Annotated in this window: 24 protein-coding genes; 14 read left to right on the top strand and 10 right to left on the bottom strand. The window is 45.0% G+C overall.

Going from position 1 to position 26641, the window contains the following annotated elements:
* The first annotated feature begins 172 nt into the window (after window positions 1–172).
* On the top strand, window positions 173–970 hold the full coding sequence (locus tag A3762_RS09055; RefSeq protein WP_068755031.1) for a GGDEF domain-containing protein: 798 nt from the start codon (window positions 173–175) through the stop codon (window positions 968–970).
* On the opposite strand, the gene A3762_RS09060 is transcribed toward A3762_RS09055, so the two are convergent.
* Window positions 954–1841 carry a TraB/GumN family protein gene (locus tag A3762_RS09060; protein WP_068755033.1) on the bottom strand — a complete coding sequence of 296 codons (888 nt, stop codon included), beginning with the start codon at window positions 1839–1841 and terminating at the stop codon, window positions 954–956. The two genes, A3762_RS09055 and A3762_RS09060, sit on opposite strands and share 17 nt — an antisense overlap.
* A 6-nt stretch (window positions 1842–1847) precedes the next feature.
* Window positions 1848–2465: a DUF416 family protein gene (locus A3762_RS09065; RefSeq protein WP_068755035.1), complete on the bottom strand. Its 618-nt coding sequence runs from the start codon at window positions 2463–2465 to the stop codon at window positions 1848–1850.
* 122 nt (window positions 2466–2587) lie between these two features.
* Here A3762_RS09065 and A3762_RS09070 point away from each other — a divergent pair, with 122 nt between their 5' ends.
* Window positions 2588–3859 (top strand): O-acetylhomoserine aminocarboxypropyltransferase/cysteine synthase family protein, encoded by a 1272-nt coding sequence (locus A3762_RS09070; protein ID WP_068755037.1) that lies wholly within the window; start codon window positions 2588–2590, stop codon window positions 3857–3859.
* 82 nt (window positions 3860–3941) lie between these two features.
* On the opposite strand, the gene dcd is transcribed toward A3762_RS09070, so the two are convergent.
* On the bottom strand, window positions 3942–4508 hold the full coding sequence (gene dcd, locus A3762_RS09075) for a dCTP deaminase (protein ID WP_068755038.1): 567 nt from the start codon (window positions 4506–4508) through the stop codon (window positions 3942–3944).
* A 168-nt stretch (window positions 4509–4676) separates the two neighbouring features.
* On the opposite strand from dcd, the gene A3762_RS09080 reads away from it, so the two are divergent.
* Window positions 4677–6713, top strand: coding sequence for a bifunctional diguanylate cyclase/phosphodiesterase (locus A3762_RS09080; protein ID WP_197469162.1), 2037 nt, complete (start codon window positions 4677–4679; stop codon window positions 6711–6713).
* On the opposite strand, the gene apbC is transcribed toward A3762_RS09080, so the two are convergent.
* A complete protein-coding gene (gene apbC / locus A3762_RS09085; RefSeq protein WP_068755042.1) occupies window positions 6710–7807 on the bottom strand; it encodes an iron-sulfur cluster carrier protein ApbC in 1098 nt (365 codons plus the stop codon). The two genes, A3762_RS09080 and apbC, sit on opposite strands and share 4 nt — an antisense overlap.
* A gap of 231 nt (window positions 7808–8038) precedes the next feature.
* Between apbC and metG the strand changes: the two genes are divergently transcribed.
* The 10 genes from metG to A3762_RS09135 all read left to right on the top strand — a co-directional run bounded on the left by metG (window position 8039) and on the right by A3762_RS09135 (window position 17538).
* The gene (gene metG, locus A3762_RS09090) at window positions 8039–10072 is read left to right on the top strand and encodes a methionine--tRNA ligase (protein ID WP_068755044.1); all 2034 of its coding nucleotides are present in this window, start codon (window positions 8039–8041) and stop codon (window positions 10070–10072) included.
* 21 nt (window positions 10073–10093) lie between these two features.
* Window positions 10094–10675, top strand: coding sequence for an electron transport complex subunit RsxA (gene rsxA / locus A3762_RS09095; RefSeq protein ID WP_068755046.1), 582 nt, complete (start codon window positions 10094–10096; stop codon window positions 10673–10675).
* The gene (rsxB, locus tag A3762_RS09100) at window positions 10675–11244 is read left to right on the top strand and encodes an electron transport complex subunit RsxB (protein WP_068755047.1); all 570 of its coding nucleotides are present in this window, start codon (window positions 10675–10677) and stop codon (window positions 11242–11244) included. Before rsxA ends, rsxB begins: the two co-directional genes overlap by 1 nt.
* On the top strand, window positions 11244–13496 hold the full coding sequence (rsxC, locus tag A3762_RS09105) for an electron transport complex subunit RsxC (RefSeq protein ID WP_068755049.1): 2253 nt from the start codon (window positions 11244–11246) through the stop codon (window positions 13494–13496). Before rsxB ends, rsxC begins: the two co-directional genes overlap by 1 nt.
* Window positions 13496–14539: an electron transport complex subunit RsxD gene (rsxD, locus tag A3762_RS09110; RefSeq protein ID WP_068755051.1), complete on the top strand. Its 1044-nt coding sequence runs from the start codon at window positions 13496–13498 to the stop codon at window positions 14537–14539. Before rsxC ends, rsxD begins: the two co-directional genes overlap by 1 nt.
* A 5-nt stretch (window positions 14540–14544) precedes the next feature.
* Complete coding sequence (gene rsxG / locus A3762_RS09115; RefSeq protein WP_082869034.1) at window positions 14545–15210, top strand: electron transport complex subunit RsxG; 666 nt, start codon at window positions 14545–14547, stop codon at window positions 15208–15210.
* 23 nt (window positions 15211–15233) lie between these two features.
* A complete protein-coding gene (locus A3762_RS09120; protein WP_068755054.1) occupies window positions 15234–15947 on the top strand; it encodes an electron transport complex subunit E in 714 nt (237 codons plus the stop codon).
* 73 nt (window positions 15948–16020) lie between these two features.
* Window positions 16021–16431: a hypothetical protein gene (locus A3762_RS09125; protein ID WP_068755056.1), complete on the top strand. Its 411-nt coding sequence runs from the start codon at window positions 16021–16023 to the stop codon at window positions 16429–16431.
* A 59-nt stretch (window positions 16432–16490) separates the two neighbouring features.
* Window positions 16491–17198, top strand: a complete 708-nt coding sequence (locus A3762_RS09130; protein WP_156493351.1) for a hypothetical protein — start codon at window positions 16491–16493, stop codon at window positions 17196–17198.
* Window positions 17199–17334: 136 nt separating this feature from the next.
* On the top strand, window positions 17335–17538 hold the full coding sequence (locus A3762_RS09135; RefSeq protein WP_068482850.1) for a hypothetical protein: 204 nt from the start codon (window positions 17335–17337) through the stop codon (window positions 17536–17538).
* Here the strand turns inward: A3762_RS09135 and A3762_RS09140 are convergent.
* Window positions 17535–18314: a DUF4344 domain-containing metallopeptidase gene (locus A3762_RS09140; protein ID WP_197469163.1), complete on the bottom strand. Its 780-nt coding sequence runs from the start codon at window positions 18312–18314 to the stop codon at window positions 17535–17537. The genes A3762_RS09135 and A3762_RS09140 overlap by 4 nt on opposite strands.
* A 13-nt stretch (window positions 18315–18327) precedes the next feature.
* The gene (hemB, locus tag A3762_RS09145; RefSeq protein ID WP_197469164.1) at window positions 18328–19335 is read right to left on the bottom strand and encodes a porphobilinogen synthase; all 1008 of its coding nucleotides are present in this window, start codon (window positions 19333–19335) and stop codon (window positions 18328–18330) included.
* Between the two features lie 106 nt (window positions 19336–19441).
* Here hemB and A3762_RS09150 point away from each other — a divergent pair, with 106 nt between their 5' ends.
* Window positions 19442–21586, top strand: a complete 2145-nt coding sequence (locus tag A3762_RS09150; RefSeq protein ID WP_068755062.1) for an FAD-dependent oxidoreductase — start codon at window positions 19442–19444, stop codon at window positions 21584–21586.
* Here A3762_RS09150 and A3762_RS09155 read toward each other — a convergent pair.
* From A3762_RS09155 to A3762_RS09170, 4 genes are all read right to left on the bottom strand, one after another.
* Complete coding sequence (locus A3762_RS09155) at window positions 21583–22260, bottom strand: DUF3592 domain-containing protein (RefSeq protein ID WP_156493352.1); 678 nt, start codon at window positions 22258–22260, stop codon at window positions 21583–21585. The genes A3762_RS09150 and A3762_RS09155 overlap by 4 nt on opposite strands.
* 293 nt (window positions 22261–22553) lie before the next feature.
* Window positions 22554–22754, bottom strand: coding sequence for a hypothetical protein (locus A3762_RS09160; RefSeq protein ID WP_068479576.1), 201 nt, complete (start codon window positions 22752–22754; stop codon window positions 22554–22556).
* Window positions 22755–23535: 781 nt separating this feature from the next.
* On the bottom strand, window positions 23536–25158 hold the full coding sequence (locus tag A3762_RS09165; protein ID WP_068755066.1) for an FMN-binding glutamate synthase family protein: 1623 nt from the start codon (window positions 25156–25158) through the stop codon (window positions 23536–23538).
* 347 nt (window positions 25159–25505) lie between these two features.
* The gene (locus A3762_RS09170) at window positions 25506–26612 is read right to left on the bottom strand and encodes an HlyD family secretion protein (protein WP_197469165.1); all 1107 of its coding nucleotides are present in this window, start codon (window positions 26610–26612) and stop codon (window positions 25506–25508) included.
* Window positions 26613–26641: the final 29 nt, after the last annotated feature.

Here is a 26641-nt window from a genome sequence, read left to right on the forward strand (position 1 = left end):
TCTTTTTATCATGTAAATATCATTTATTTTTTATTGTTCAAGCATTCAAGATTTAATAGAAACTCAAACCCTCATGCAAGAATTTATTGGCATGAACTAAAAATCTCGCCTATATACAGGATTCATCTGCGCACAAAAGAATAAAGCGCACCTGCCAAGGAGGCTCGATAACATGACAATAATCCAAAACCGTTCCATTCAATTTGCGAACAGCACGCTCATGCGGCACTTTTCCCTTCCGACTTTACGCGCATGTTATGGCATCGGCTTAGCAATCATGTTCCCAATCGGATGGGTTGTTTTACAATGGATAGCAGGTCGAAACCCTTTCTCTAATGTCTCGTTCGATATTCTTTTGTATGGCTACATTACATGCATGAGTGCAATCGTTTTCGCGAGGTTTGGTTACATCATTGGAAAACGTGAACAAACAATGACAGACCTAGCATTAAGCGATGGTCTGACCGGCTTGTATAACAAACGTTATTTCCAAACTCGGCTCGATCAAGAGTTCGAGCGCTATCAACGCTACAACACACCAATGTCTTTAATTCAAATAGACTTAGATCATTTCAAACGTGTCAACGATACTTGGGGTCATCAAGCCGGCGACATGGTTCTTAAAGAAGTTTCTAAACTCATACTTGATAATTTACGAACGGGTGAGATTGCCGCACGCATTGGGAGCGAGGAAGTCTGCATTATTGTCTGTAATTCTCAGTCTAACGAAGCCTTTCAGTTAGCAGAACGTTTAAGAAAAAGGATCAAAGAACTACGTCTTCAATGGAATGGAGAGGAAATTCGAATCAGCGCCTCATTTGGTATTACTCAAGCAAGTCCAAATGTTCTTACTAAATGGCAGCTATATGAACGCGCCGACAAAGCACTATACCAAGCTAAGAAACACGGTCGCGACCTGACCTTCATTCACGATGAAAGCACTAGCTCCAGAGCTACTGAAGTTGCGTAAGCGATAGCCCTCGTTCACGCAACAACTCAACAACACCTGCTGGCCCATCTAAGTGGCCAGCGCCCACCACAACGAAACACACACGCGTTTGCATACATGCAACAATTTTATCGGCCATCGTACGATTTCGCTCAAAAAACAGTTTTTCAAAATAAGGTTTCAATTCGGGAAAATCACGCATTGGTTCAGCAATAACCATGTTATAAAGAGCAACTCCATCCGAGTTTTTCCATGCCGCTTCTATCGCTTGCCATTGTTCTTGGTAGTCCGCCATCGCGAGTAATGATTGCCCAAACACTGCTTCATTTATCGGCAAGTGTTCAAGCAATTCCATTTGAAAGGCAAGCCCCTCTAACTCTTCGACCGGTTTTTTATACTGCGCTCGATCAAGGAAATAACGGTCAATGCCATAACTCGCTTCATAGCCGAGCGACTGAGCTTGGAGAGCGGCTAAGCTCAGTCCAAGAAAACCAGGCCGGTATGATCCAAACAAAGCGTCAGGCTCACTGATACCCAAAGCACGAAACATCATTTCAATACGTTCAACCAAGGGTGCAGAAAGTTCATCGCGATAATGCACGCCTTCTGGATATAGAGCATATTTTGACATCAATGCATTCATATCAGCCTCTGAAACGCGACTTTCATCCGCTTCCACCAAGAGAACATCTGACTTTGTAAAACGATCAAGAATCTTCTTGTCGAATGGATAAAAGCTGCTATTTGCCATGTGAACCGCCCCTATCAAGTAAGCACTTGCATACTTGTCAGAGTCTTTTTTTACATCCCAGCTCAAACCAACATAAGACTCTCGCGCCAGAACAGAGCAAGAAAAGACGAGAACAATCAAAGCCAACAAAGTCGCTTTCATAACTGGCTATTCCTCTTCCAGACTAATACCCAAATTACTAACACCGTTATCATGAGCCAAAGTTCGAATTTGTATCATCAGATCTTTTGAAAGTTTATCGGCGCTGCGCAGTATGTCGCATAACTCCTGCTGAAAAGAAAACTCTCTCGCCATCAAATCATGCTTCTCAAAAAGACGAATCAAATCATTTTCATCTAAGCCTTCGCCTTCAGAGAATTCGAGAAACTCTGTCACGCTTGTAATAGATAATTGACTGCCTTCCTCTGCTCTCTTCTTATCTCGATTCAAAGCAGAGAGAAGCGCGAGCTCCCATAGACTTAAGCCAAGATTGCAAGGAATGGCTCCGAATGCAGTTTCTGCATCTTCGACAAAGTGCGCGGCCACCGTATCAAGGCACAAGACCAAACTTTCATCATTGGGCGCCATGACTCCAGACTGCCAACTCGAATCAAGTAAAGAGGAAAAGCCCTTAGGAAAAAATTCAGGATCAACATCGAGACGATCAGTACTCTCTAAAAACAAACGAATATTTGGTAAAGAGCGCTCTACCAGAGCCAATAGAAAAGCCGTCTCTCTCCATCCAGACAAAGCCTTTACCGATTTCATTAATTTTTTAGGGTTCATAGTTGTTTGTTCCTAAACAAAACTTTACCAATACGCGGCACATGTCTATTGCAATGCTGCATAAAAAGCCATTATAAAAAGAAGTTGAAAATCGCTTCATCAAGAGAATAAAGAGAGTAACAATGAAATTAGAATCACTAGCATTACATCATGGCTACGAATCCGAAGCTACTACCAAATCTGCTGCTGTACCGATCTATCAAACCACATCATTTACCTTCGACAACACCCAACACGGCGCAGATCTGTTTGACCTGAAAGTACCCGGAAATATCTATACGCGAATCATGAACCCAACCACAGGCGTGTTAGAGCAACGAATCGCGGAAATGGAGGGTGGCATCGGTGCGTTGGCGGTTTCATCTGGCATGTCGGCCATCACATACTCTATTCAATGCTTAACTCGTGCTGGAGATAACATAGTGAGCACGAGTCAATTATATGGTGGCACTTACAATCTGTTTGCTCATACTTTTCCGCAACAAGGAATAGAAGTAAAAATGTGTGACCATCGAGATTTCGAGAAAATGGAATCCTTGATTGATGATAAAACTCGCGCACTGTTCTGTGAATCGATTGGAAATCCCGCCGGCAACATTGTTGATATCAAAAAGCTATCTGAGATAGCGCATCGTCATGGCATTCCAGTTATCGTCGACAATACCGTTGCAACACCTTACATCTGCCAGCCTTTCAAACTTGGCGCCGATATCGTTGTTCACTCTCTAACAAAATACATTGGCGGCCACGGCCTAGCGATCGGTGGCGCCATTGTTGACTCAGGGAATTTTGATTGGGCGGCAAACAAAGAGCGCTTCCCTCTATTTAATGAACCTGATCCGTCATACCATGGTGTGGTCTATACCGAGGCAATGGGTCCTGCTGCCTTTATTGGCCGCTGTCGCGTCGTTCCTCTTCGTAATACCGGTGCCGCATTATCGCCGCATAATGCCTTCTTGATTCTCCAGGGCTTGGAGACCTTAGGCCTTCGTATGGAACGTCACTGCAACAATGCCGAGCGTGTGGCTGAACATCTTGCAAGCCATCCCAAAGTAACTTGGGTTAACTATGCAGGTTTGCCGACCAGTCCTTACTATGAAAACTGTAAAACCTTATGTGGCGGACGCGCCTCAGGCATACTCAGCTTTGGCATCAAAGGAGGCAAAGAAGCCGGTACACGATTTATCGATGCCTTGCAGATGATTCTTCGCCTCGTAAATATTGGCGATGCGAAATCTCTTGCTTGTCATCCAGCTTCAACGACTCACCGTCAACTTGATGCAGAAGAACTAGCTGCGGCAGGAGTGAGTGAAGATCTAGTACGAATTTCTGTAGGGATAGAACATATTGACGATATTATCGCCGATATAGATCAGGCGCTCGAGCAAGCATAACTCGATTGCTTAATACCAAACTTTAGAAACGAAAAGGGAGCGTTATTACACTCCCTTTTTTGAATCTGAGCTCTCATTTGACTTAGGTTTTCGGCAAGGTCACCCCAGTCTGGCCTTGATACTTACCACCGCGATCACGATAGCTAGTCTCACACACTTCGTCCGACTCAAAGAACAACATTTGTGCAACGCCTTCGTTTGCATAAATTTTTGCAGGCAAATTCGTAGTGTTCGAAAACTCAAGCGTTACATGCCCTTCCCATTCTGGCTCCAAAGGCGTGACATTTACGATAATGCCACAACGCGCGTACGTTGATTTGCCAAGACAAACAGTCAGCACGCTTCTTGGAATACGAAAATATTCCACGGTACGCGCTAATGCAAAAGAGTTCGGAGGGATAATACAAACGTCGCTATCGATATCAACAAAGCTCGTTTCATCGAAATTCTTCGGATCTACCGTTGCAGAATGTACGTTCGTAAAGATCTTAAATTCGCTCGAGCAACGTACATCATACCCGTAGCTAGATGTGCCATAAGAAATGATACGCCCATCATTTCCTTCACGTACTTGTCCCGGCTCAAAAGGTTCAATCATGCCCTCTTGCTCAGCCATTCGACGAATCCACTTATCAGACTTAATCGCCATCGGTTTTCCCCACTATTCAAATTGCGAGCAATCATACAGCGAGAGCATGCGAGAAAAAAGACTCCCGCCGTGCACAAAACTGGAACTTGCTCAAAAAACGCGCAATAATCAGTGATTCGGAACAGGATGTATTCGAGACACGTCAATGCTCATGCCAAAGGCGATATTATGGACAAAAAAGGCATCAAACTACTACGCCCTCAAAAGCTAGGTGACCGTTTAGCGTGGTACTTCATTTCCATCGGTTTAATTTTCACACTCGCCGTCTTCATTACCCTCATTGAATACGAAAACCGTATACATACCGAAAAAATCCAAAGTAGCAGTAAAGAAGCCGTCGGCGCAATCAAAGCGCAATTAGAACGCAACTTATGGAATGTCGACGATGAAGGCGTTCAAACACTTCTTGATGGTTTATCTAGATCTCCAGCAATTACCGGAGTTCAATTAATAGACGAAAATGGTTTTGCAAAACGTTCAGGTAATTTTGAAGATACTGACGCCGACCTCGAGCAAGTCCTTTACTACGAACAACAATACCTAGGCACCCTTCAAGTACAAGCAAGCAATTCCTATTTAAACCACGAGTTTGTCGACAGAATTAAACTGCTAGGCATCGCAGCCGCAATTTTTATCGGCTTATTCGCATGCTTTCTTCAAATCATCGTTCGTCGACTTGTGACCGATCACTTGGTCACAATTAGTACCGCCACACGAGATATAGAGCGAACGAAACAAAATCAATATACGCCTATTAAGCTGAATCGTTCCCCGATCAACGATGAATTAACCGATCTAGTTCAGGCATTGAATCAGGCACAGCAGCAAGCGATTGAATTCCGCCAAGCACGCGAGTCATATGAAAATCAATTGGAATATCAGGCAAGTAATGACGCTCTCACTCATTTGCCTAATCGACGTCATATCGAAAAACATCTCACCAATGAAATGGAAAAAATCTCGAAACAAACAGGAGCAAATCGCTTAGCCTTATTCTTTATTGACTTAGATGGATTCAAAGAAGTGAATGACAGTCTAGGCCACAGTGTTGGCGACCGCGTTCTTCAAGCAAGTGCGAAACGTTTAAAAGAACTTATTGCCAATAATAACAATGGCTACGTCGCGCGTTTTGGGGGCGATGAATTCATCGCTACATGCTCCTGCAATACAAAGCGCGAAGCCGAAGATATTGCGGAATCAATCATTCATTCATTTCGTGAAAACTTTGCGCATAACAATGCACAACTGCAGCTCGGGTGTAGTTTAGGTACAGTGTTTTTCCCTGATGATGGTGTAACAACAGAAGAATTGATTCGCAAAGCAGATACCGCGATGTATCACGCCAAAAACTCAGGACGTAATACTTTCGCCTTTTTTGAACCCAGCATGTTGCAAGACGTCATGCTCAAAAACACGATCAAGAACAAACTCCAAAATGCGCTACGCGACGAAAAGCTCGAAATTTATTATCAGCCACTGGTTAATCTCAGAGACATGTCGATTAGTGGCTTTGAGGCATTATTGCGCTGGGAAGATGAAGACTTAGGAGAAGTGAGACCCGATCTTTTTATTCCCATTGCTGAACAAACTGGATTGATATTCCATCTTGATCGCTGGGTATTAAGGACCGCATCAAAGCAAGTCAAAATCTGGCGCGACAAATTCGATCGACCCTTCAATTTATCCGTAAACTTCAGCCCAACGAACTTCCATCATCGTGAGATGATGCCTTGGATTCATAACGATCTCGCCCAAGAAAGCGGTCTTGAGTGGGTCGAATTAGAAGTAACAGAACGTCTGGTTCTTAATTACGATGACAACGTAATACAAGGTTTGGAGGAACTACTGAAACTTGGTGTCAGCTTCAGTATTGACGACTTTGGGACAGGCTACTCATCACTCGGTTACATCAAAAAGTTCAGTCATATTTTGTCGAAGATCAAAATTGATCGTTTATTCGTACACGAAATCATCAATCACAGCTCTGACCGCGCATTGGTGCAAAGTATCGTGACGCTTGCTAAAAGCTTGAATATAGAAGTATTAGCAGAAGGGGTAGAGTCTCGTCGCCAAGAAGACGTACTTATTCAATTAGGCTGCGACTACGCCCAAGGATTTATTTATGAAAAACCCTTGGGCGTTGATGATATTCCCGAGTTTTTAGATACATGGCTGAAAACACCACGTGTCGTTCGTAGCTATTAATCGGTCGATACAATAATTTCGGGGAAGTTTCCTTTAGCATCTTGCGTTTGTTTCGAGATTTCGGCACCAACTTTTCGCGCAATGTCTTTGTATAGCAGAGCTACTTCACTATCTGGTTCTGCTGTTACTGTCGGAGCACCAGCATCCATATGTTTACGAATGGTTTGATGCAGAGGCATTTCACCCAACACAGTTGTGTCATAAGCTTCCGCAATGCGTCGACCACCACCTTCACCAAATAATGGTTCATGATAACCACACGCACTGCAAATATGCATACTCATATTTTCAATAACGCCAAAGACTGGAATGTTCACTTTGCGGAACATTTCGATTCCTTTTTTACAATCTAACAACGCTATATCTTGAGGCGTCGTTACGACAATCGATCCTGTCACGGGTACTTTTTGCGCCAAGGTCAACTGGATGTCACCCGTTCCAGGTGGCATATCAATGATCAGGTAATCTAAATCGTTCCAACGTGTTTGCGTTAATAATTGCATCAGCGCACCACTTACCATTGGTCCTCGCCATACAACTGGAGTTTTATCTGTCACAAGGTAAGCCATGGACATCGACTGAATACCATGCGCTTCGATCGGCACAAACATTTTATCTTCGTAGGTTTCTGGGCGTGCATCTTCAGCAATGCCTAACATCATGCCAACACTCGGGCCGTAAATGTCCGCATCCAAGATGCCAACACTAGCACCTTCCTGTGCAAGCGCTAATGCTAGATTCACAGCACTAGTACTCTTACCTACCCCACCTTTACCAGAGGCAACCGCAATAATGTTTTTAACATTGCTTAAACTCGGCAAGTTATTCTGGGCCTCGTGCGCAAGCACGCGTTGTCCCACTTGGACATCTACACTCGCTACCCCATCTAAATATTCAATCTGAGTACTGAGCAGTTGCTGCACTGCGCCGTGTAACCCTAAGCTTGCATAGGGCAGTTCTATACGAACCGAGACCTTTCCGTCTATCTCCTCAACCGATTTAACTGCACCAATGTCATACAAATTTTGTTGTAAATAAGGGTCGATGTATTGCGCAATCGCATCCTTTAATTCTTCAGCGTTGACCTGACTCATAACTTATCCCCTTATACATAACACTGACTTGAAAGTTGGCTTCACCCCTCCACTAAATCGAGGCAGATAAAAAAAATTCAAGCTTATAAAGCGAATCTAAGCATATAAGCGTAAGAAAGATGAAAAGTATCGCTTAGATCGGTATGATAGCGCCGCATTTTTCTGTGCTAGGCTCATGCAGCTTAGCAGTGCGATCACAACTTCCTTTTGAATGTTTGAGAGACTTATTCAGTGCGTAAAATTCTTGTTACTAGTGCTCTACCCTATGCGAACGGCCCGATTCACTTAGGCCATTTACTTGAGTATATTCAAACGGATATTTGGGTACGTTTTCAAAAGAGCCGCGGAGAACAATGTACTTATGTGTGTGCCGATGATGCGCATGGCACTGCCATCATGTTACGCGCCGAAAAAGAAGGCATTACACCAGAACAACTAATTGATCGCATCAACCAAGAGCACCAGCGCGACTTTGCTGGATTTTCAGTCGGTTTTGATAACTACTATTCAACGCATTCACCTGAAAACCAAACGCTCGCAGAATCAATCTACACCGCACTAGACAAAAACGGAAAGATCGCCCGTCGTAGCATTACGCAAGCATACGACCCTGAAAAAGAACTGTTCCTAGCAGACCGTTTTGTTAAAGGAACCTGCCCGAAATGTGGCGCTGAAGATCAATATGGTGATAACTGCGAGAACTGCAGTGCAACCTATTCACCAATGGAGTTGATCAACCCTGTTTCTGTAATTTCTGGTGCTACACCAATTGAAAAAGACTCTGAACACTTCTTTTTCAAACTTCCTGAATTCCAAAACTTTTTAAGCGAATGGACACGCAGTGGCACGCTGCAAGATCAAATCGCAAATAAGCTTTCTGAATGGTTAGATGCCGGACTTCAAGAGTGGGATATCTCGCGTGATGCGCCATATTTCGGTTTTGAAATTCCGGAGCAACCAGGCAAGTACTTCTACGTTTGGCTAGATGCTCCGATCGGTTACATGGCGAGTTTCAAAAATCTCTGTGATCGTCGTGACGATCTGGATTTTGACGAATATTGGAAGAAAGACTCAATCACAGAGCTATACCACTTTATTGGTAAAGACATTATCAACTTCCATGCTTTGTTCTGGCCAGCAATGCTGAGCTGCGCTGACTGTAGAACGCCTACTGCCGTTCATGCGCACGGTTTTGTCACTGTTAACGGCAAAAAAATGTCGAAATCTCGTGGGACATTTATTAAAGCAAGCACCTATCTTGAACATCTAGATCCAGAGTACTTACGTTATTACTTCGCGGCAAAATTAACGTCGAATGTCGATGATCTCGACTTAAACCTCGAAGATTTTGCTCAGCGAGTTAATTCGGATTTGGTTGGCAAGGTCGTCAATATTGCGAGCCGTTGCGCAGGATTTATCACTAAAAAGTTCGATGGACAATTGGCTGCTCAAGCAAACAACGAGCTGCTGCAGCAATTCATCGAAGCCGGTGATCAAATCGCTGATTTCTATGAAGGCCGAGAGTTTGGTAAAGCCGTACGTAAAATTATGGAGCTTGCGGATATCGCAAACCAATATATCGATGAACAGGCACCATGGGTTGTTGCAAAAGATCCTGAGCAGAGCGAGCTTCTGCACGAGATCTGCTCCAACGGCATAAACATGTTCCGCCAGTTAATGACGTATCTTGGCCCAATTTTGCCTGTCATGCGTGAAAAATCAGAGGCCTTTCTTAATACAGAATTATCGTGGAATGCGCGAGAAACTCTCCTGACAGCGCATGCCATTACGAAGTTCAAGCCACTTATGACACGTGTCGAAATGCCTAAAATCGATTCTATGCTTGAGGCTTCAAAAGAAGCTGCAGCTGCCGAAGCGCAATTAGGTAAGAAATACGATGCGTCGGCCAAACAAGAAAATAATGCCGAGCCGATTGCAGACGAAATTGAGTTTGATGACTTCGCCAAAGTTGATTTACGCGTAGCCCTTATCAAAAACGCTGAACACGTTGATGGTGCGAAAAAACTACTCAAGCTAACGCTTGATTTAGGCTTCACCGAAAAACAAGTGTTCTCAGGTATCAAGTCTGCCTATGCGCCTGAAGATCTCATTGGTAAGCATACGGTGATGGTTGCCAACCTCAAACCAAGAAAAATGAAGTTCGGTATGTCTGAAGGTATGGTTCTAGCAGCGGGCCCTGGTGGCAAAGACATTTGGCTTCTTGAACCTCATGAAGGCGCTCAGCCTGGCATGCGAATTATGTGAGACGCCTGAGAAGTAAGCAGCATGACGGAATATCTACTCATATTAGTGAGCACAATTTTGGTCAACAACTTTGTGCTCGTGCAGTTCCTCGGTTTATGCCCATTCATGGGTGTATCGAATAAGCTTGAAACGGCAATGGGGATGTCCTTTGCGACAACCTTCGTGCTTACTTTGTCTTCAGTGTGTGCGTATCTCGTATACACCTATCTACTAGAACCTTTCGATCTTGCGTATTTGCAGACGATCTCTTTCATTCTAGTTATTGCAGTTGTCGTGCAATTCACAGAACTCGTTGTACGCAAAACAAGCCCTTTGTTGTACCGCGTACTGGGTATTTTCCTTCCGTTGATCACAACAAACTGCGCAGTACTTGGCGTTGCTTTACTCAACATCAAAAAACAAAACGGATTTGTCGAATCCATTCTGTATGGCTTCGGCGCAGCGATTGGGTTTTCTCTCGTTATGATCTTGTTTTCAGCGATGCGAGAACGCCTCGCATTTGCTGATATTCCGAATGCATTTAGAGGCTCAGCTATCGGAATGATCACCGCTGGTCTTATGTCATTAGCATTTATGGGCTTTACCGGATTGGTGGCGTTCTAATGTCCATTGCAGTAACCGCAATTATCGTTTTATTAAGCTTAGCCGCAGTCTTTGGTGCGATTTTAGGATTTGCAGCGATACGTTTTCGTGTAGAAGGCAACCCTATCGTTGATCAAATTGATGATCTACTACCCCAAACTCAATGTGGACAATGTGGTCACCCAGGATGCCGCCCATATGCTGAAGCCATCTCAAATGGTGAAGACATTAATAAGTGTCCGCCTGGTGGTGAAGCAACGATCCAAGCTCTTGCAGATCTTTTAGATGTCGAGCCTTTACCACTCGATGCAGAGCATGGTGAAGAAAAAGCGAAGCAAGTGGCCGTCATTCGCGAAGACGAATGCATTGGCTGTACCAAATGCATTCAGGCGTGTCCGGTCGATGCAATATTAGGCGCAGCCAAGCACATGCATACGGTCATCGCATCAGAATGTACAGGCTGTGATCTGTGTATTGAGCCTTGCCCAGTCGACTGTATCGACATGGTTGAAGTAGACAATGGCATTGCAGGTTGGCACTGGTCAGCACCGCAGTCGTCGATCATAACGACAGATAAAGGTGCAGCATAATGGCAAAGCTTCGTATTGCGCATACTAATTCACGCACACTGCATGACTTTCACGGCGGTATACACCCTGAAGAAAACAAGACACAAAGTACCCAACTAGGTATACAAAAAACGAGTCTACCTTCGACACTCATCGTTCCGCTTCAACAACACGTAGGGAAGTCCGCAAAGGTCCTTGTGAACGCTGGCGACCGAGTTCTGAAAGGCCAATTAATTGCAGACGCAGATGGTGTAATCAGCGCCTGTGTGCACGCACCAAGCTCTGGTGTGGTTCGAGAAATAAGCGATCAAGCCATCGCACACCCATCAGGATTAAGCGCTCCATGTGTTGTCATTGATACCGACGGCGAAGATCAATGGTGCGAACTAGAAGCACATGAAGATTATCTAAATCTTGAGCGCGAAAAGGTCCTTAAGTGTATTCGTCGTGCGGGCGTTGCTGGCATGGGCGGAGCTGGCTTTCCAAGTGAAGTAAAACTCCACCCAGCAAACCAAAAGAAACTCAAAACATTGGTCATTAATGGTGTGGAGTGCGAGCCATATATCACCTCCGATGACATGTTAATGCGCACCTATGCCGACGAAATGCTACGCGGCATAGAGATCATGGCGCGCCTACTTGAGCCGCAACATATCGTATTAGCGATCGAAGACAACAAGGCTGAAGCTTATACCGCAATTCAAGAAGCACTTGCCGAACATCAAGGCCATACTAGTGCCAGCCAATACACGATTGAACTGGCAGTCATCCCCACTAAATACCCATCTGGTGGCGAAAAACAGCTTATCTATATTCTGACAGGTGAAGAAGTGCCTAGCGGCGGCATCCCTGCCGATATCGGCGTCGTATGCCAAAATGTCGCAACGGCTCGTGCAGTGTATCGCGCAGTTCGCTACGGAGAGCCATTGATCTCGCGCATCACAACGCTCACCGGTGATCAGTTCAAAAAATCATGCAATGTTGAATCGCTTATCGGTACACCGATGTCGCACTTGCTCCAGGAATTTCAGTTTCAAGATAGTCGCGATGCGCGCTTAATCATTGGCGGTCCAATGATGGGTTACACCATCGAACAGCTCGATACGCCGGTCGTTAAAACAACAAACTGTATTCTTGCGCCGTCTGCCAAAGAGTTGCCATTTGAAGATCAAGCTCAAGCCTGCATCCGCTGTGGCCTTTGTACAGAAGCCTGCCCAGCAGAGTTATTGCCTCAGCAAATATATTGGTTCTCTCGTTCTGCCGAGTATGAAAAAGCTGAACAGCACAATCTATTCGATTGCATCGAATGTGGCGCCTGTGCCTATGTTTGTCCTAGTTCCATTCCACTCGTTCAGCACTACCGACACGCAAAAGGTGAGATAAAAGCAAAACGCCTGGACACAGACAAATCAGAAAAAGCCCGTATTCGTTTTGAAGCACGCCAAGAACGTTTAGAACGTGAAGCGCAAGAAAAAGAAGCGAAACGAAAAGCACGCGCAGAAGCAGCAGCGAAATTACAAGCCGAGAAAAAAGCAGCGGCAGCCAATGCCGAATCTGTTGATCCCAAAAAAGCCGCTATTGAAGCAGCATTAGCGCGCAAAAACGCGAGCAAAGCAGAAACCGCTTCGGCACAAGTCTCCGTTGAAGAATTACAAGGCAACTTAGACAAAGCCCAAAGCAAGCTCGATAAGATGATCGATGCACTCGAAGATGCCAAGGCCAATGCACCGGATAATGTTGCCAAACTGCAGCGCGCGGTCGAGAAAAATCAACTACGCGTGAATCAGGCGAAACAAGCACTAGAAAAAGCGCAAACCGTTAGCGCGCCAACACCACAAGCGGTCCCAGAAGTGTCCCTTGAAACGCTGCAAAGCAATGTCGATAAAGCGCAGGCGAAACTCGATAAGATGATCGATACGCTCGAAGATGCAAAAGCTAACGCACCCGAGAACGTCGAAAAATTCCAACGCGCCGTTGATAAAAATAAAGCTCGCGTAGAACAAGCGAAGCAAGCATTGAACGATGCACAAGCGGCCTCATCAGAGAATAAACCAGAGCCGAAAACTGAAACAGTCCATGTTGAGGTATTAGAAGCTAATCTAGAAAAAGCGCAGGCCAAACTCGATAAGATGATCGATACGCTCGAAGACGCAAAAGCTAATGCTCCCGAGAACGTCGAAAAATTCCAACGCGCCGTTGATAAAAACAACGTGCGTGTAAAAGCCGCGCAAGACGCACTAGCACAAGCTAAGAGCCAAGAGGTTGAAAAATAATGGGACTACTTACTCGAAGCTCACCACATACTAAACAAAATCAAAGCACCTCTAGCATCATGCGCTGGGTTATCCTGTTATGTATTCCGGGCTTGATCGCGCAAACTTACTTTTTCGGCTGGGGCAACCTACATAATGTGCTCCTTTGCAGTATTACCGCAGTGCTCAGCGAAGCTGCTATTTTAGCCTTACGCAAACGTCGTATCGGTTTTTACTTAAGTGATTACAGTGCCTTGCTGACAGGGGTGCTGCTAGGAATAGCGCTACCACCATTAGCGCCATGGTGGATAAGCGTTATTGCCGCAAGTTTCTCAATTATCTTTGTGAAGCAACTCTATGGCGGTCTGGGCTACAACCCGTTCAACCCGGCTATGGCTGGCTATGCGCTCGTGCTCATCTCCTTCCCTCTTGCTATGACGAGCAACTGGGCAAGCCCGACCACACTTCAAGAAAATTTCCCTAGCGTCCAACAAACGCTCGCTAGCATTTGGGAAATAGAGAATGCTCCCGACGGATACTCTGGCGCGACACCCTTAGACGTATATAAGCATGAGGTGAAAGCGAGCACTTATGAAGCGATTACCAGCCAAGACATCTTTGGTTCGGGAATCGTTCTTGGTTGGGAATGGGTAAATGTAGCCTTCTTACTTGGCGGTCTTGGTCTTCTGGCACTAAGAATCATACCTTGGCAGACACCTGCAGGCGTATTACTCGGCTTAGCACTTCCATCAATTTTATTTTCGTCTAACCCCGACCAAGCCGTGCCATTAAGTATTCACTTACTTGCGGGTGCGACGATGTTTGGTGCTTTCTTTATCGCAACGGACCCAGTCTCTTCATCAACAACACCACGCGGTCGTTTTATTTTTGGTCTAGGTGTTGGCTTATTTACCTACATTATTCGAACCTGGGGCTCTTACCCTGATGCAATTGCTTTCGCTGTGCTACTGATGAACTTTGCAGCCCCCCTAATCGATGTCTATACGCAACCGCGAACCTTTGGCCATAACAAAGCAAAACGCGGCCCTAAGGCGAAGGTATAAGAATTATGAGCGATATGGATCAAAACGATCAGCCAAACGAAACGCCAAGTACTTTTCAGTCAGCAGTGCGTGCTGCGATTGGTCTCGGCTTATTCGCTATATTAACGGCTGGCTTAGTCGCACTTGTACAAACCAATACGAGTGAACGAATCGCTGAACAAGAAAAGAAAGCTCGTCTAGCGGCCTTATACGCCCTTGTTCCTGAATCTCTGCGTAGCAATGACCTTCTCGCTGATAGCTATTTACTAAGCTATCAAGGCGTCGAACGAGAAGTATTCCTTGCAAAGAAAGATGCGCGTACGACAAGCTTAATTTTCCCATGGACTGCGCCCGATGGTTACACCGCTCCGATTGAGTTACTTATTGCTGTAGGTATTGACGGAGAGTTAATCGGCGTCAGAGTGCTTACTCACAAAGAAACACCAGGGCTTGGCGATAAAATTGAATTGAGCAAGTCAGATTGGATTCTAAGTTTTAACGAAAAGTCTCTATCAAACACAGATACCGAAGCATGGAATGTTAAAAAGGATGGTGGCGAATTCGATCAACTCACCGGCGCGACCATCACTCCACGTGCCATTGTTTCGGCGGTATACGACGCTCTAACTTTTTTCGAGACACACCAAGATCAGCTTTTATCTCAAGCACCAAAATCTAAGCTGAGTCTTTAAAGCCACATTAGGCAGGAATAACGATGTCGAATTTAACTGAAATCAAAACCCTAAGTAAGAATGGTCTCTGGTCTAATAATCCAGCAATCGTTCAATTACTCGGTTTGTGCCCGCTGTTAGCCGTAACAGGAACCGTCGTCAATGCGATTGGTCTTGGCTTAGCAACGATGCTGGTATTGTTGATGTCGAATATCGCGGTGTCTTTGATTCGGAACTATGTGAACGACTCTATTCGCCTTCCTGCTTTCGTAATGATTATTGCTTCGCTCGTAACTTGCGCGGAGCTACTCATGCAAGCCTTTACCTATGAGTTGTACCAGATTCTAGGCATTTTCATTCCGTTAATCGTAACTAACTGTGCGATTTTAGGACGTGCCGACGCCTATGCTAGTAAGAACAATCCACTTTTCGCCGCAGTTGATGGCTTTATGATGGGCTTAGGATTTCTCATCGTGTTGGTTCTTTTGGGCGCTGCACGCGAAGTGATTGGCCAAGGAGCATTATTTAGCAACATGCACCTCATTTTCGGTGACATGGCGCATGCTTGGGAGATTACACTTGTCGATGATTACAGTAACTTCCTGTTTGCGATATTGCCTCCTGGAGCCTTCGTCGGCATGGGTCTAATCATCGCCCTGAAAAACTGGATAGACACAGAAGTTGAGCGCCGACAAGTGTCCAATACAGAGCAAATAAAGGGCTCAAAACGCGTTCGAGTAACAGGAAATATTTCCTAAATTTCTATTTTGAGCATTCCCAAAATCTTGTACTAGACTTGCTTCCACATTAAGTCAGTAGAGATGTTTTTTGATGGGTGCACAAAAAGTCGTGTTTTTTCACGCTGCAGGACGCGATAGCTCGAGTTACGGCGAGTTAAATGAACTCGAAGGATCACTGCATCTCACACTTCCTACCGACACAGCATCATTAAGCTCAAATGACGATGTTGTGAAAGGCATTGCGCATCATCCGCACGCCATTCTTTTCGATATCGTCGAAAACGTTGACTACCACGCTCTCATTGACCATCTAGAGCAGAGCTTCCCCGAAAACACCCCAACAATGCTGGGCTTTATCGATGATTCACTAGAGCAGAAGCCCTGTAACATGCTAACCACCTTGCCTTTGGATAGTTATATCGGACACAACTGGGAAAAAAAGCGGGTGGAGAATAAGCTTCAGTCGTTTGTGAAGCTAAAAAAACATAACCAAGAAAATTAAAAACAAGCACTGATACTGCATTAACAGCAATGCGGGCAGCATCAGAAATTGGCTTATTAATGCAATTAGTCGAGTGGTTGCAAGAATCGAGCAGCATCGATGATGTGGCAAACGCTCTGTTCCGACTATGCAACAGCATGGAGTTGTCGACCTATACCCTAATTCTCGACAACAACGAACGACATTATTACCCAGAGGGCGCTGTTCACGGGGCCGCTGAAAAGATTCTTGATGAAGCAATTACAACGGACATTCGTGTTCTTTCAAAGAATCGCATTTTAGTTTTCAAACTCGAATATCTTGTTATGGTTGTGACAAATGCTCCTTGGGAAGATCAAGAAAAGTACGGTCGATTACGCGACATTCTGTTGCAAGGCGCAGCTCTGGCTGAAGCAAAAGCCCGAACCATCGCCGTCAATAACTTGATTAATAGCCAGCATGACCAAGTGAATTCAATTATGGATTTAATCAAATCGGTCTCGGCAGAAACTCAGATGTATGCGCGCGATATTATGAAGAATCTATCGGACGAGTTACACATCGCTGCGATGACTTTAGATCTCACAGAAGAACAAGAAGCGAAGCTGCTGCAACTCTCAAGTGAAGCCTTTGATTCAATGGAAGTGCTCTATCAAAATAGCGATGCCTTAGAATTGCACTTTCATAGTCTAATCAGCTCGATCACAGCGGTAGAAGCGTTAACAAAAAATGTCGTCACAAAATCTGAACCAGAACCACCAAGTGACGACGACGTAGAACTCTTCTAGGCTCTTTTTAACATTGTTTACAGCATTCGCTGACAACCATGTCACGTTCATCTCATTACACGCTTGCCGTGCTTTACCCCTGTTTGTAGGATAGCGCTCTCGAAAGCTAACTTATTTATAAGGGAATGTTTCTTCGATGAAGAAGTTGATCATCACCAGTCTTGTGGCCATGACTGTTTTGTTTAGTGGCTGCTCATCATTTCAAAAAGAGCGCGATCTTGAATTGTATCTAGTCGGTGCTGCACTCACTTATGCGGCGGGCAAACATATTTGTCGAACAAGTAACCACGATGAAAAGTGTGGTCTTGGCGCAGCTGCAGCTTTCGTTATCTGGTATTAAGAACCACTTTCTTGTGAAGCGCGAGGTTGAGCCAGCCAGCGCTTCAAAAGCGATTTATCTTGCAGATAAGGCTCTAGCGCTTTCGACCAAAAGTTCATTCCTGCTTCATATTGTCCTTGGCATAAGCCATCACTACTCGCCACGCGAATACCTTGAGCATCATAAGCTTGCATAATGCAAAGCACTTGGCTTAATCGGTACTCATCCGCCGCAAACTCATTTTTGAATCGCTGCGCCTCAATTGATGCGACAGCACGATCAATTAGCAAAAACTCTTCTGCAGCATCTAGTAAATAGTCTTGGCCGACACGTTCATCGTTGAGCAAAATGATGGTTGCCAAGGCATCAACTCGCTCGGCCTCCCAGCCGGTAATGCGCAATGACTGCTCAACTGAAATCGCACGAATTAGCTCCACTAAAAAATAGAACTGTAAGGTTGTATTAAAAATAGTGTTCTGTACTTCTGGCTGATGTGGAAAGCGCGCTTGTAGATCATCATTCACGCGATAGAGATTAGATAGCGGCAGATAAACACGACGCTCACTTTGCTCATAATAGGCATAGGGGCGCGCCGACACTTCTATCCTAATAGGCTCGTCTAACGACAATTGCTTAGTGACAAAAGACTCTATTGGTAAAGAGAAGTCGTCAAAAATACGCTCGTTTAGGCGGCTATAATCTAAAGCATATGCAGGCTCGCTCCACGAGATTAATGCATTCTCATCAGCCAAAACTGGTTTGGCAAAAAGCAATACAAACAGAAGAGTGAGCCGCATAAACATCATCATGCTAACCGTTTAATAATCTAGCAGCGTCTTTTGCAAAGTACGTCAGAATGGCATCGGCACCAGCACGTTTGATACACAATAAAGATTCCAAAATCATTTTGTCGCGATCTAACCATCCGTTTTCAAATGCTGCCATATGCATCGCATATTCGCCGCTCACCTGATACACAAAAGTCGGCACACGCAACTCAGTTTTAACGGCTTGTACCACGTCTAAATACGGCATGCCTGGCTTAACCATCACCATATCGGCTCCTTCTTCAAGATCTAAGGCCACTTCATGAATCGCTTCTTGCAAGTTAGCAGGATCCATTTGATAGGACTTTTTATCCGCTTTACCAAGATTTGCTGCTGAGCCAACCGCGTCTCGGAAGGGTCCATAATAGGCCGATGCATATTTCGCCGAGTAAGCCAAAATAGAAGTATTTACATGACCCGCTTCTTCTAATGCTTCACGCACAGCAGAAATACGACCATCCATCATGTCGGACGGCGCTACAATGTCCGAACCAGCTTCTGCATGAGATAAAGCTTGTTTCACTAATGCTTCGACCGTTTGATCATTTAGCACATAGCCATCATCGTCTATCAAACCGTCTTGGCCATGGCTAGTAAAAGGATCTAAAGCAACGTCGGTAATGACCGCAAGTTCTGGAGTGGCATTTTTCAAAGCACGGACAGCCCGCTGGGCTAAGCCATCAGCATTCCATGCTTCTTTTGCACAATCAGACTTTGCCGATGGAGGCGTCACTGGGAACAGCGCGACAGCTGGTATGCCTAAAGCAACTAGCTCTTTGGCTTCTTCGACCAGAAAATCGATACTGACACGCTCAACACCTGGCATGGATGGCACAGCCTCGCGCTGTTGTTCACCCTCAATCACAAACATCGGATAGATCAGATCAGAAGCTTGCAAAGTATTCTCTGCAACTAAACGTCGGGTTGCATCTTGAGCGCGCAAACGACGCATACGAGTGTTAGGAAACTGTCGTGATAGCGAAAAAGCCAAAAGTAACTCCAAAAACTAGGTAATCGTTGATAGGGCTATGCCTATTGAACTAAGCTGATTATAGTAAGTCTTATCTCGCTGAGCATCCACTAAGTAAGAGCATTTCATGTCGGTCAAAAAACTCATTCTCATTATTGCCATCGCGGCTGCTTTTGTCGTGTTTTACAGTCTTGGTTTAGATCAATACCTAAGCCTGGATTATTTTCTAGCGCAGCGCGACGCTCTACTTGATTATCAAGCTAACGAGCCTTTTAAAGCTGCCATAATTTTCTTCCTAATCTATGTCGCGGTCACCGCGCTGTCACTCCCAGCAGCCACACTGATTACACTCGCAGCAGGTGCAATCTTTGGGCTCGTGCAAGGGCTATTGCTCGTCTCATTTGCTAGCACAATAGGCGCAAGTATCGCGTTCTTAATGGCGAGAACTCTGTTCCGCGATTCGGTACAGCAACGCTTTCAATCTAGCTTCAGTAAAATCAATGAAGGCATTGATAAAGAAGGGGCATTTTATCTATTCGGTTTGCGCCTCGTACCCATCTTTCCATTTGTCGCAGTCAACTTACTAATGGGGCTGACAAACTTTCCATTGCGCCGCTACTTTTGGGTGAGCCAGCTAGGTATGTTGCCGGGCACATTTGTCTACGTGAATGCGGGAACACAGTTAGCAGAATTAGATTCGTTATCAGGCATCGCATCTCCTGCAATTTTATTGTCCTTTGCTGCCTTAGGCATATTCCCGTTTGTCGCCAAACGCGCACTGGAACGTATTAAGGCCCAACGCGTTTACAGCGAGTACGATAAGCCAAAGAGCTTTGACTCAAACATGGTAGTAATCGGTGCAGGTGCTGCCGGTTTAGTAAGCTCTTATATTGCTGCGGCAACAAAAGCCAAAGTCGATCTTATCGAGCGCCATAAAATGGGTGGAGATTGTCTGAATACAGGATGTGTACCGAGCAAAGCATTGATTCGATCGGCGAAGATCAAGCATTACGTCGATACCGCAAACACCTACGGCGTGAATGTAGAAAACACGAGCGTTAACTTTGAAGCTGTCATGGAACGCGTGCAAGAAGTTATCAAGAAAATTGAACCTCATGATTCCATCGAGCGCTATACCGATCTGGGAGTGAACTGCATTACAGGCAGCGCCAAAATTCTTGATCCCTGGCGTGTTGAGGTAAACGGCGAAACAATTGCCGCTCAAAATATCGTCATTGCGACGGGCGCTCGTCCGACCATGCCAACTATCGAAGGGCTCAATACTGAACTGGCATACAATTCAGATACGATTTGGAATCTTCGTACACCACCAAAATCTATGGTTGTCGTTGGAACAGGCCCGATCGGCTGCGAACTCGCTCAAAGCTTCCATCGTTTAGGTGTGAACGTCACCTTGGTAGGTCGCGACATGCGCCTATTGCCAAAAGAAGATGAAGATATGTCTTCGCTCGTACTGGCGAAAATGCGCGATGAAGGCATGAATATTTTACTTGGCCATTCTGTTGTCCGCGCTAAAGACACTACTGATAGCTCGCAGCAGCTACTCGTTCTCGACGCTGGCGAACAATCCAAAGAGATCGAATTTGACTGCGTGTTGTTTGCTGTTGGTCGTACAGCGAATACCCGAGGTTTTGGTCTTGAAGAACTAGGTATCGAAAATTCAGAAAACGGCACGATTGAGGTCAACGAATATCTTCAAACTAAATATCCAAACATCTATGCCTGCGGTGATGTTGCTGGTCCTTATCAGCTTACGCATGCAGCTTCGCATCAAGCATGGTATGCATCGGTGAACGCCCTATTTGGCACACTGAAACGCTTTAAAGCAGATTATCGCGTGATTCCTTGGGCGACCTTCACCGACCCTGAAATCGCGCGAGTAGGCTTAAGCGAAGATGAAGCAAAACAAGCTAACATCGAATATGACGTGCACCGCTACGGGATTGATGACTTAGATCGCGCCATTGCCGATAGCGTCGATTATGGTCAAGTAAAAGTGCTGACAGAAAAAGGCAAAGACAAAATACTAGGCGCTTGCATTGTCGGACATCATGCTGGCGACTTGATCACCGAGTTCGTGACGGGCATGAAGCATAATCTTGGCTTAAACAAACTTCTGGGAACGATCCATATTTATCCTACCCTAGCGGAATCGAATAAATACTTAGCCGGAGAATGGAAACGCGCTAGCGTTAAACCGAGCACTCTAAAGCTGGTAGAACGATTCCACCAATGGCGTCGAGGTGCTTAGATAATACTCGGTAGAATTGCCCCTACGACAATACTGCCGGAAGCCACAAAACAACATGCACCGAAAACTTGCGACATACGAACACGAACAGCTTGCTTTCGGTCATAGAAACTCTTACGCCATTGGTTGAAAGCCGTTGGCTCACGCAAACAATAGCGCACGTCACCGTTTTCAATATCAAGCGTTTGTAGGTTCTCTGTTTCGTCTTGCTCTCGTTTAAAACGAACGATCACAAATAAGCAAACTGCAACAACGAACGACGCAATAATAATGTGCATCAAACCGATGCCTGAATCAGGAACAAGTGCTGAAATCAACATACCGCTAACAAGCAGGCTCAACATCAAACTTAATGCGACAAAAGTACGGCAATTACGCGAGTGACTTCTGCGTGACTTAGATACGTGAAGCTTAATTTTGTCGCCAATATGGAAGCGATCAGCCGCTTCAGGGTCGATACAAGTGAAGCTTACAGGGCCGTCTTCACTTCTATATTCTAGAACAGGGTAGTAACCACTTTTGGTCGTTCCACGATGAGAGGATGGTGAAAAGACATGTTGAACACTTTTAACAAGTGCATTCATTTTGTGCGTACTTTGAAGGAACCTTACATAGTCCCGCGTCAATAACAGCCCAGCAATTGCCATGGTCGCGGCCATTGCTATATTGTACATCTCAACCAACATCTACTACTTACAACCTCTTATAACACGCGTTTAGCAACATCCTGTCTACACGTTTGCGTTTTCGCTGCCGTCATTCTTATGCTTTCTAATCAACAGCGTCACACTAAAAAGGAGAATTGCTTCTCATTTGGGAGGGTGATTATGCGCACAAAGGCAGTGCTTTGCAAGCACGCATAAAAAAAGCGCGTATAAACGCGCTCACATGAATACTACTTCTTACCTAAAGCCGGACTGAAATCTACTTACTTCTTACTACACTACTGCTTACTACTGGCTACGCCCTAAATTGGGGCAGAGCCATAATTCATTGTTGGTTTTTTAGGAGGATCTGCTCGTACATTGTCAGCAATCTGGCTAACTGCGCCACCTTTACTCAAAAACGCGTCTACATCTGCGCTGAGTTGCTGTCGAACATTATTACGTAGGTTGGCCGGAGACTCGCTCGAACACGCAGCGATAGGCCCATTGGCTTGCTGAGACATAGTGATACCTTTTTACCCGCACGGTAAAGCTATTTAGTTGTCATTACTGCGCCACTTTGTGTGGCTTAATTTTATAGTTTGTAGCCGGTCGGTCTGTAAGGTCTGGAGCTTGGTAGAACTCGTTAATGACCTTCGCCAATTTTTAGCTTACGTAATAAATATAAAGCACATTCTAGCTTTTGCAAGGTAAATGCTTGTTTTTTATAGCTTGACATTTATTTACCTATTAACAGTTGTTGTTTTATGTAACGAGATTATTGAATTTCAGGTGTTTTTCGTTACCCGCCAAGCAGACGACCAAAACTAAGCTAGGGTTAAAAATATAGCGCAAGGGAAATGACGGCGCGCTAACACCTCTCCAATGTCATTTCCCAAATCCCTAGTTGTTATAATACTTTCGGGCTTCCTTTTAGGAAGCCTTTTTTTATCAATAACTTAGAGCACGCCGTAAAGAGTTTTACATTCTGGCGCTACCATGGTGCTACCGTAAAAAAACGAATATCGACTATAAAAACCCTCCATAGAAACCACATAGCCTCGAAACTTATCGACACATCAATTTAGCTTGCAAAGAATCCAAGCCCAAATAAATGCAGCGCGCACTAATAGACAAAAGCCGACATAAAGCTAAGGCAAATTTCTGATGTTAATTAGGCAGATTTCTTGGGGGAACGGACGAACTGAACAAGATTATTCGAAACTAGTTACGCCTTCTTTTTTACTAAACTCTCAGGAAAGGCATTAGTTTATCTGCGTTGTAAAAGTCCATTAGATGGTGTTATCAAGGGGAAAATTTAAGAAGTTCTTTGGGTGTAAATGAATTAGCGTCAGCCGCCTGCCAATACATAGACCATTCGTCAGCTTGTTCTTCTTCATTAATGAGAGCTCCCTCCGTGAGCGGCGGAAATGTTAGACCGCCCTCAAAACTCAGCCCATTTGCGTTTCTGCGTCTTATCATAAAGGGCTGCAATTGGTCTGGGTTTTCCAAACCCATCGCGCCAACCAGCTCTAAAAAGCTATCTACGGTTGCCTTTTGAAAGTTCTTAATACGCTCTGATTTGCTCTCGACATTAAGCGCCTTGGAACGCACCGGGTCTTGTGTTGCGATACCTGTAGGGCAATAGTTGGTATTGCAGGACTGCGACTGGATACAACCTAGAGCAAACATCATGGTACGAGCTGCCGAAACAATATCTGCCCCAAAAGCGACTTTTGTTAAAAGATCAAATCCAGAAGCGGTTTTACCAGAACTAATGATGCGTATCTCATTCCTCAGGCCACAACCAAGCAGTGCATTATGAGCAATGTAGGTGGCTTCCAAGCATCCCATACCCAATCGATTGGAAAATTCAACAGGAGCAGCCCCCGTTCCACCTTCCGCCCCATCCACCGAGATAAAATCAGGCGAAATACCCGTTTTCAACATCGCTTTGCAGATGGCCAGAAACTCTGCTGGGTTGCCCATACAGAATTTGAAACCCACGGGCTTTCCGCCTGATAGTTCCCTCAATCGTTTCACAAAATTCAACAAGTCTATAGGGGTGCGGCATAGCGAATTAACTGGAGGAGAAATACAATCCCGATCCTTGGGGATACCTCTGATACGTGAAATCTCATCACTGATCTTTGCCGCCGGCAGCACTCCACCATGGGCTGGTTTCGCGCCTTGTGATAGCTTTATCTCTATCATTTTGATGGCGCCTTGGTTCGCTAATTCACTAAACGCGCGATCAGAAAAATTACCATGGATATCTCTACAACCAAAAAATGCCGTACCCAATTGCCAAACCAGATTGCCCCCATGTTTTAGGTGAAATGGGCTGACTCCGCCCTCGCCGGTATTGTGGAAGAAATCACCTTTAGCTGCGCCTTTGTTCAATGCCTCAATAGCGTTTTGGCTCAGCGCACCATAACTCATCGCTGAAACATTTAGGCGTGAGCAGGAATAGGGTTTTCTGCACTCTTTCCCCCCGACCATAACTCTAATATGTTCTGGGTGAACTTCTTTTGGGGCTAGCGAATGCCAGGCACATAGATAGTTTTGCTGGAAGATATCTCGTTCTGTACCGAAGGCCTTCGTATCAATTTCACCCTTTGCTCTTTGATATACAAGTGACCGCTGCTCTCGATTAAATGGCAGCTCTTCCGTATTATTTGCAATAAAGTATTGATGAATTTCAACTCGGTAAGACTCAAGAAAATAGCGGATATGTGCGACGACGGGGTACAGCCTGTTTAAAGTATGCGCACTGTAGTTTAAATCGTAAAACCCGACCACAGAGTAGCTGATAGTCAGTACCAACATAACCGTGAAAAATGTTTGACCGGTCACCATCCAAAGTGACAAAAATAGCAGGTTTCCGAATACAGAAACCAAATAAAAAACTTGTTGCATTGCAGTCATCACATACTCCACTCATTTGCTATATCGTTGCAATTTTAAGGCGTACTAAATTAATTGGCATCGTAAATCTGAAACACATTTAACCCTCCGATGTTTGATCAGGCGGAAGAGATTATATGTACGCCTTGAGTCCTTCATGGCGGCCCTGGTGTTCCGATCTCTTCAGAATGACCGACACAAACAAGACCTGGCGTAACTGTCCGCAAATGGCTATCTGAGATGCCGAAGGTTTCTTTTATCTGAAGTGAAAGGGTGATACAAACCTTTAGCAGAAATCAGTTGCAAAGCTCCGTTGGCATCATAGAGTTGGACATTTCTCATTCGTTTTTGAACTAAGCTATCTACACTTAGTGTTCACCGCCTGCTAGGCCGATACCAGCCAGTATTGAACCCAATACTTTCATTCTAAGCCCTGCAGCCTTAACAACTCCGGTAGCGGCGACAATGTGCCCGAAAACCCCTTCCAAGTTATTGGTATAGGTCTGTACGATACAACCCGAACCATCCAGCAATAAGGCTTCATGCTCATTGTGAATAAGTTCCAGCATGGCATGAATTGTTCCGCGCTGTGATGCATTTTGTAGATCTTTTAAGTCATCACTGGGGGTCACTTGACCCGTCGCAACAGCGGGCTGCAGTAAAACGATCCGTGCAGGAAGTATTGCATTTCTATAAGATAGGCTCGCATTAGTGTCACAAGCGATTTCTGCTGGCATTCCCTCATAAAGGGTCGTTTTCGAAACCTGAGAAAATCCTGCAGAAACACGTACTGATGTGTTTTCAGGTCGATCGGGAATGATGACCATCGATGGTCTCAATACAAGTGTAGTCGTTGGGCTGCCAACGCTGAGTGCCAGCTGGGTTACGGTTCCATTTGTGAACGATCGAACCTCTGTAAAATCCAAGGCTGTTCTCGCTTTTTCAATCGCGGCTTCGGATGCTGCCAGTCTTGCGGGGATACCCTCTGTTAGTTCAACATCAGTAAGATCAAGCTGAGCTTTCGCTGCATCCAGATCCGCCTCTCCCACCTGAACTTGAGACCGAGCCTCAATCACATTATTTGTTGTACCATAACCTCGTTTCAGTATGCTTTTTGCATCGCGTAGTTCATCTCGCAGACTTACCAATCGAGCCTGAATCTCGCGAACACTGGCTTCAGCTATAAGTTTGTTATCTTCTGCTTTGGCTTGCTCAGCTTCAATGACCGCCAATTGAGCCTCTGCCTCAGACAATGCTGCGAGCTGCGCACTATTTTCAATACGAAACAAAAGATCTCCGGTATTTACTCGCTGGCCATTTTTTACATAAATGTCTGTCACTGGTCCTGAAGTTTGAGCAACGACCGAAACCGTCCTAAAAGGCACCACGCCTGCATACGTTTTTGGGTGAAAATAAAAAATAACTACAAACACAGTAAAAGCCATTATCGCCCACAAAAAAACAGCTGTTTTCATATTCCAAACCGTCATTGACTCCCCGCGCC

Source organism: Oleiphilus sp. HI0125, from assembly GCF_001635355.1.

Excerpts from the sequence above, each read along its gene's own strand:
- A3762_RS09130 (WP_156493351.1), top strand. The coding sequence starts at position 16,491 with ATGCAATTAGTCGAGTGGTTGCAAGAATCGAGCAGCATCGATGATGTG.
- A3762_RS09060 (WP_068755033.1), bottom strand. The coding sequence starts at position 1,841 with ATGAAAGCGACTTTGTTGGCTTTGATTGTTCTCGTCTTTTCTTGCTCT.
- A3762_RS09160 (WP_068479576.1), bottom strand. The coding sequence starts at position 22,754 with ATGTCTCAGCAAGCCAATGGGCCTATCGCTGCGTGTTCGAGCGAGTCT.
- A3762_RS09055 (WP_068755031.1), top strand. The coding sequence starts at position 173 with ATGACAATAATCCAAAACCGTTCCATTCAATTTGCGAACAGCACGCTC.
- A3762_RS09080 (WP_197469162.1), top strand. The coding sequence starts at position 4,677 with ATGGACAAAAAAGGCATCAAACTACTACGCCCTCAAAAGCTAGGTGAC.
- A3762_RS09125 (WP_068755056.1), top strand. The coding sequence starts at position 16,021 with ATGGGTGCACAAAAAGTCGTGTTTTTTCACGCTGCAGGACGCGATAGC.
- rsxA (WP_068755046.1), top strand. The coding sequence starts at position 10,094 with ATGACGGAATATCTACTCATATTAGTGAGCACAATTTTGGTCAACAAC.
- rsxD (WP_068755051.1), top strand. The coding sequence starts at position 13,496 with ATGGGACTACTTACTCGAAGCTCACCACATACTAAACAAAATCAAAGC.
- dcd (WP_068755038.1), bottom strand. The coding sequence starts at position 4,508 with ATGGCGATTAAGTCTGATAAGTGGATTCGTCGAATGGCTGAGCAAGAG.
- A3762_RS09120 (WP_068755054.1), top strand. The coding sequence starts at position 15,234 with ATGTCGAATTTAACTGAAATCAAAACCCTAAGTAAGAATGGTCTCTGG.
- A3762_RS09155 (WP_156493352.1), bottom strand. The coding sequence starts at position 22,260 with ATGTACAATATAGCAATGGCCGCGACCATGGCAATTGCTGGGCTGTTA.
- A3762_RS09165 (WP_068755066.1), bottom strand. The coding sequence starts at position 25,158 with ATGACTGCAATGCAACAAGTTTTTTATTTGGTTTCTGTATTCGGAAAC.
- A3762_RS09170 (WP_197469165.1), bottom strand. The coding sequence starts at position 26,612 with ATGAAAACAGCTGTTTTTTTGTGGGCGATAATGGCTTTTACTGTGTTT.
- A3762_RS09065 (WP_068755035.1), bottom strand. The coding sequence starts at position 2,465 with ATGAACCCTAAAAAATTAATGAAATCGGTAAAGGCTTTGTCTGGATGG.
- A3762_RS09140 (WP_197469163.1), bottom strand. The coding sequence starts at position 18,314 with ATGCGGCTCACTCTTCTGTTTGTATTGCTTTTTGCCAAACCAGTTTTG.
- apbC (WP_068755042.1), bottom strand. The coding sequence starts at position 7,807 with ATGAGTCAGGTCAACGCTGAAGAATTAAAGGATGCGATTGCGCAATAC.
- A3762_RS09070 (WP_068755037.1), top strand. The coding sequence starts at position 2,588 with ATGAAATTAGAATCACTAGCATTACATCATGGCTACGAATCCGAAGCT.
- A3762_RS09150 (WP_068755062.1), top strand. The coding sequence starts at position 19,442 with ATGTCGGTCAAAAAACTCATTCTCATTATTGCCATCGCGGCTGCTTTT.
- A3762_RS09135 (WP_068482850.1), top strand. The coding sequence starts at position 17,335 with ATGAAGAAGTTGATCATCACCAGTCTTGTGGCCATGACTGTTTTGTTT.
- rsxB (WP_068755047.1), top strand. The coding sequence starts at position 10,675 with ATGTCCATTGCAGTAACCGCAATTATCGTTTTATTAAGCTTAGCCGCA.
- rsxG (WP_082869034.1), top strand. The coding sequence starts at position 14,545 with ATGAGCGATATGGATCAAAACGATCAGCCAAACGAAACGCCAAGTACT.
- rsxC (WP_068755049.1), top strand. The coding sequence starts at position 11,244 with ATGGCAAAGCTTCGTATTGCGCATACTAATTCACGCACACTGCATGAC.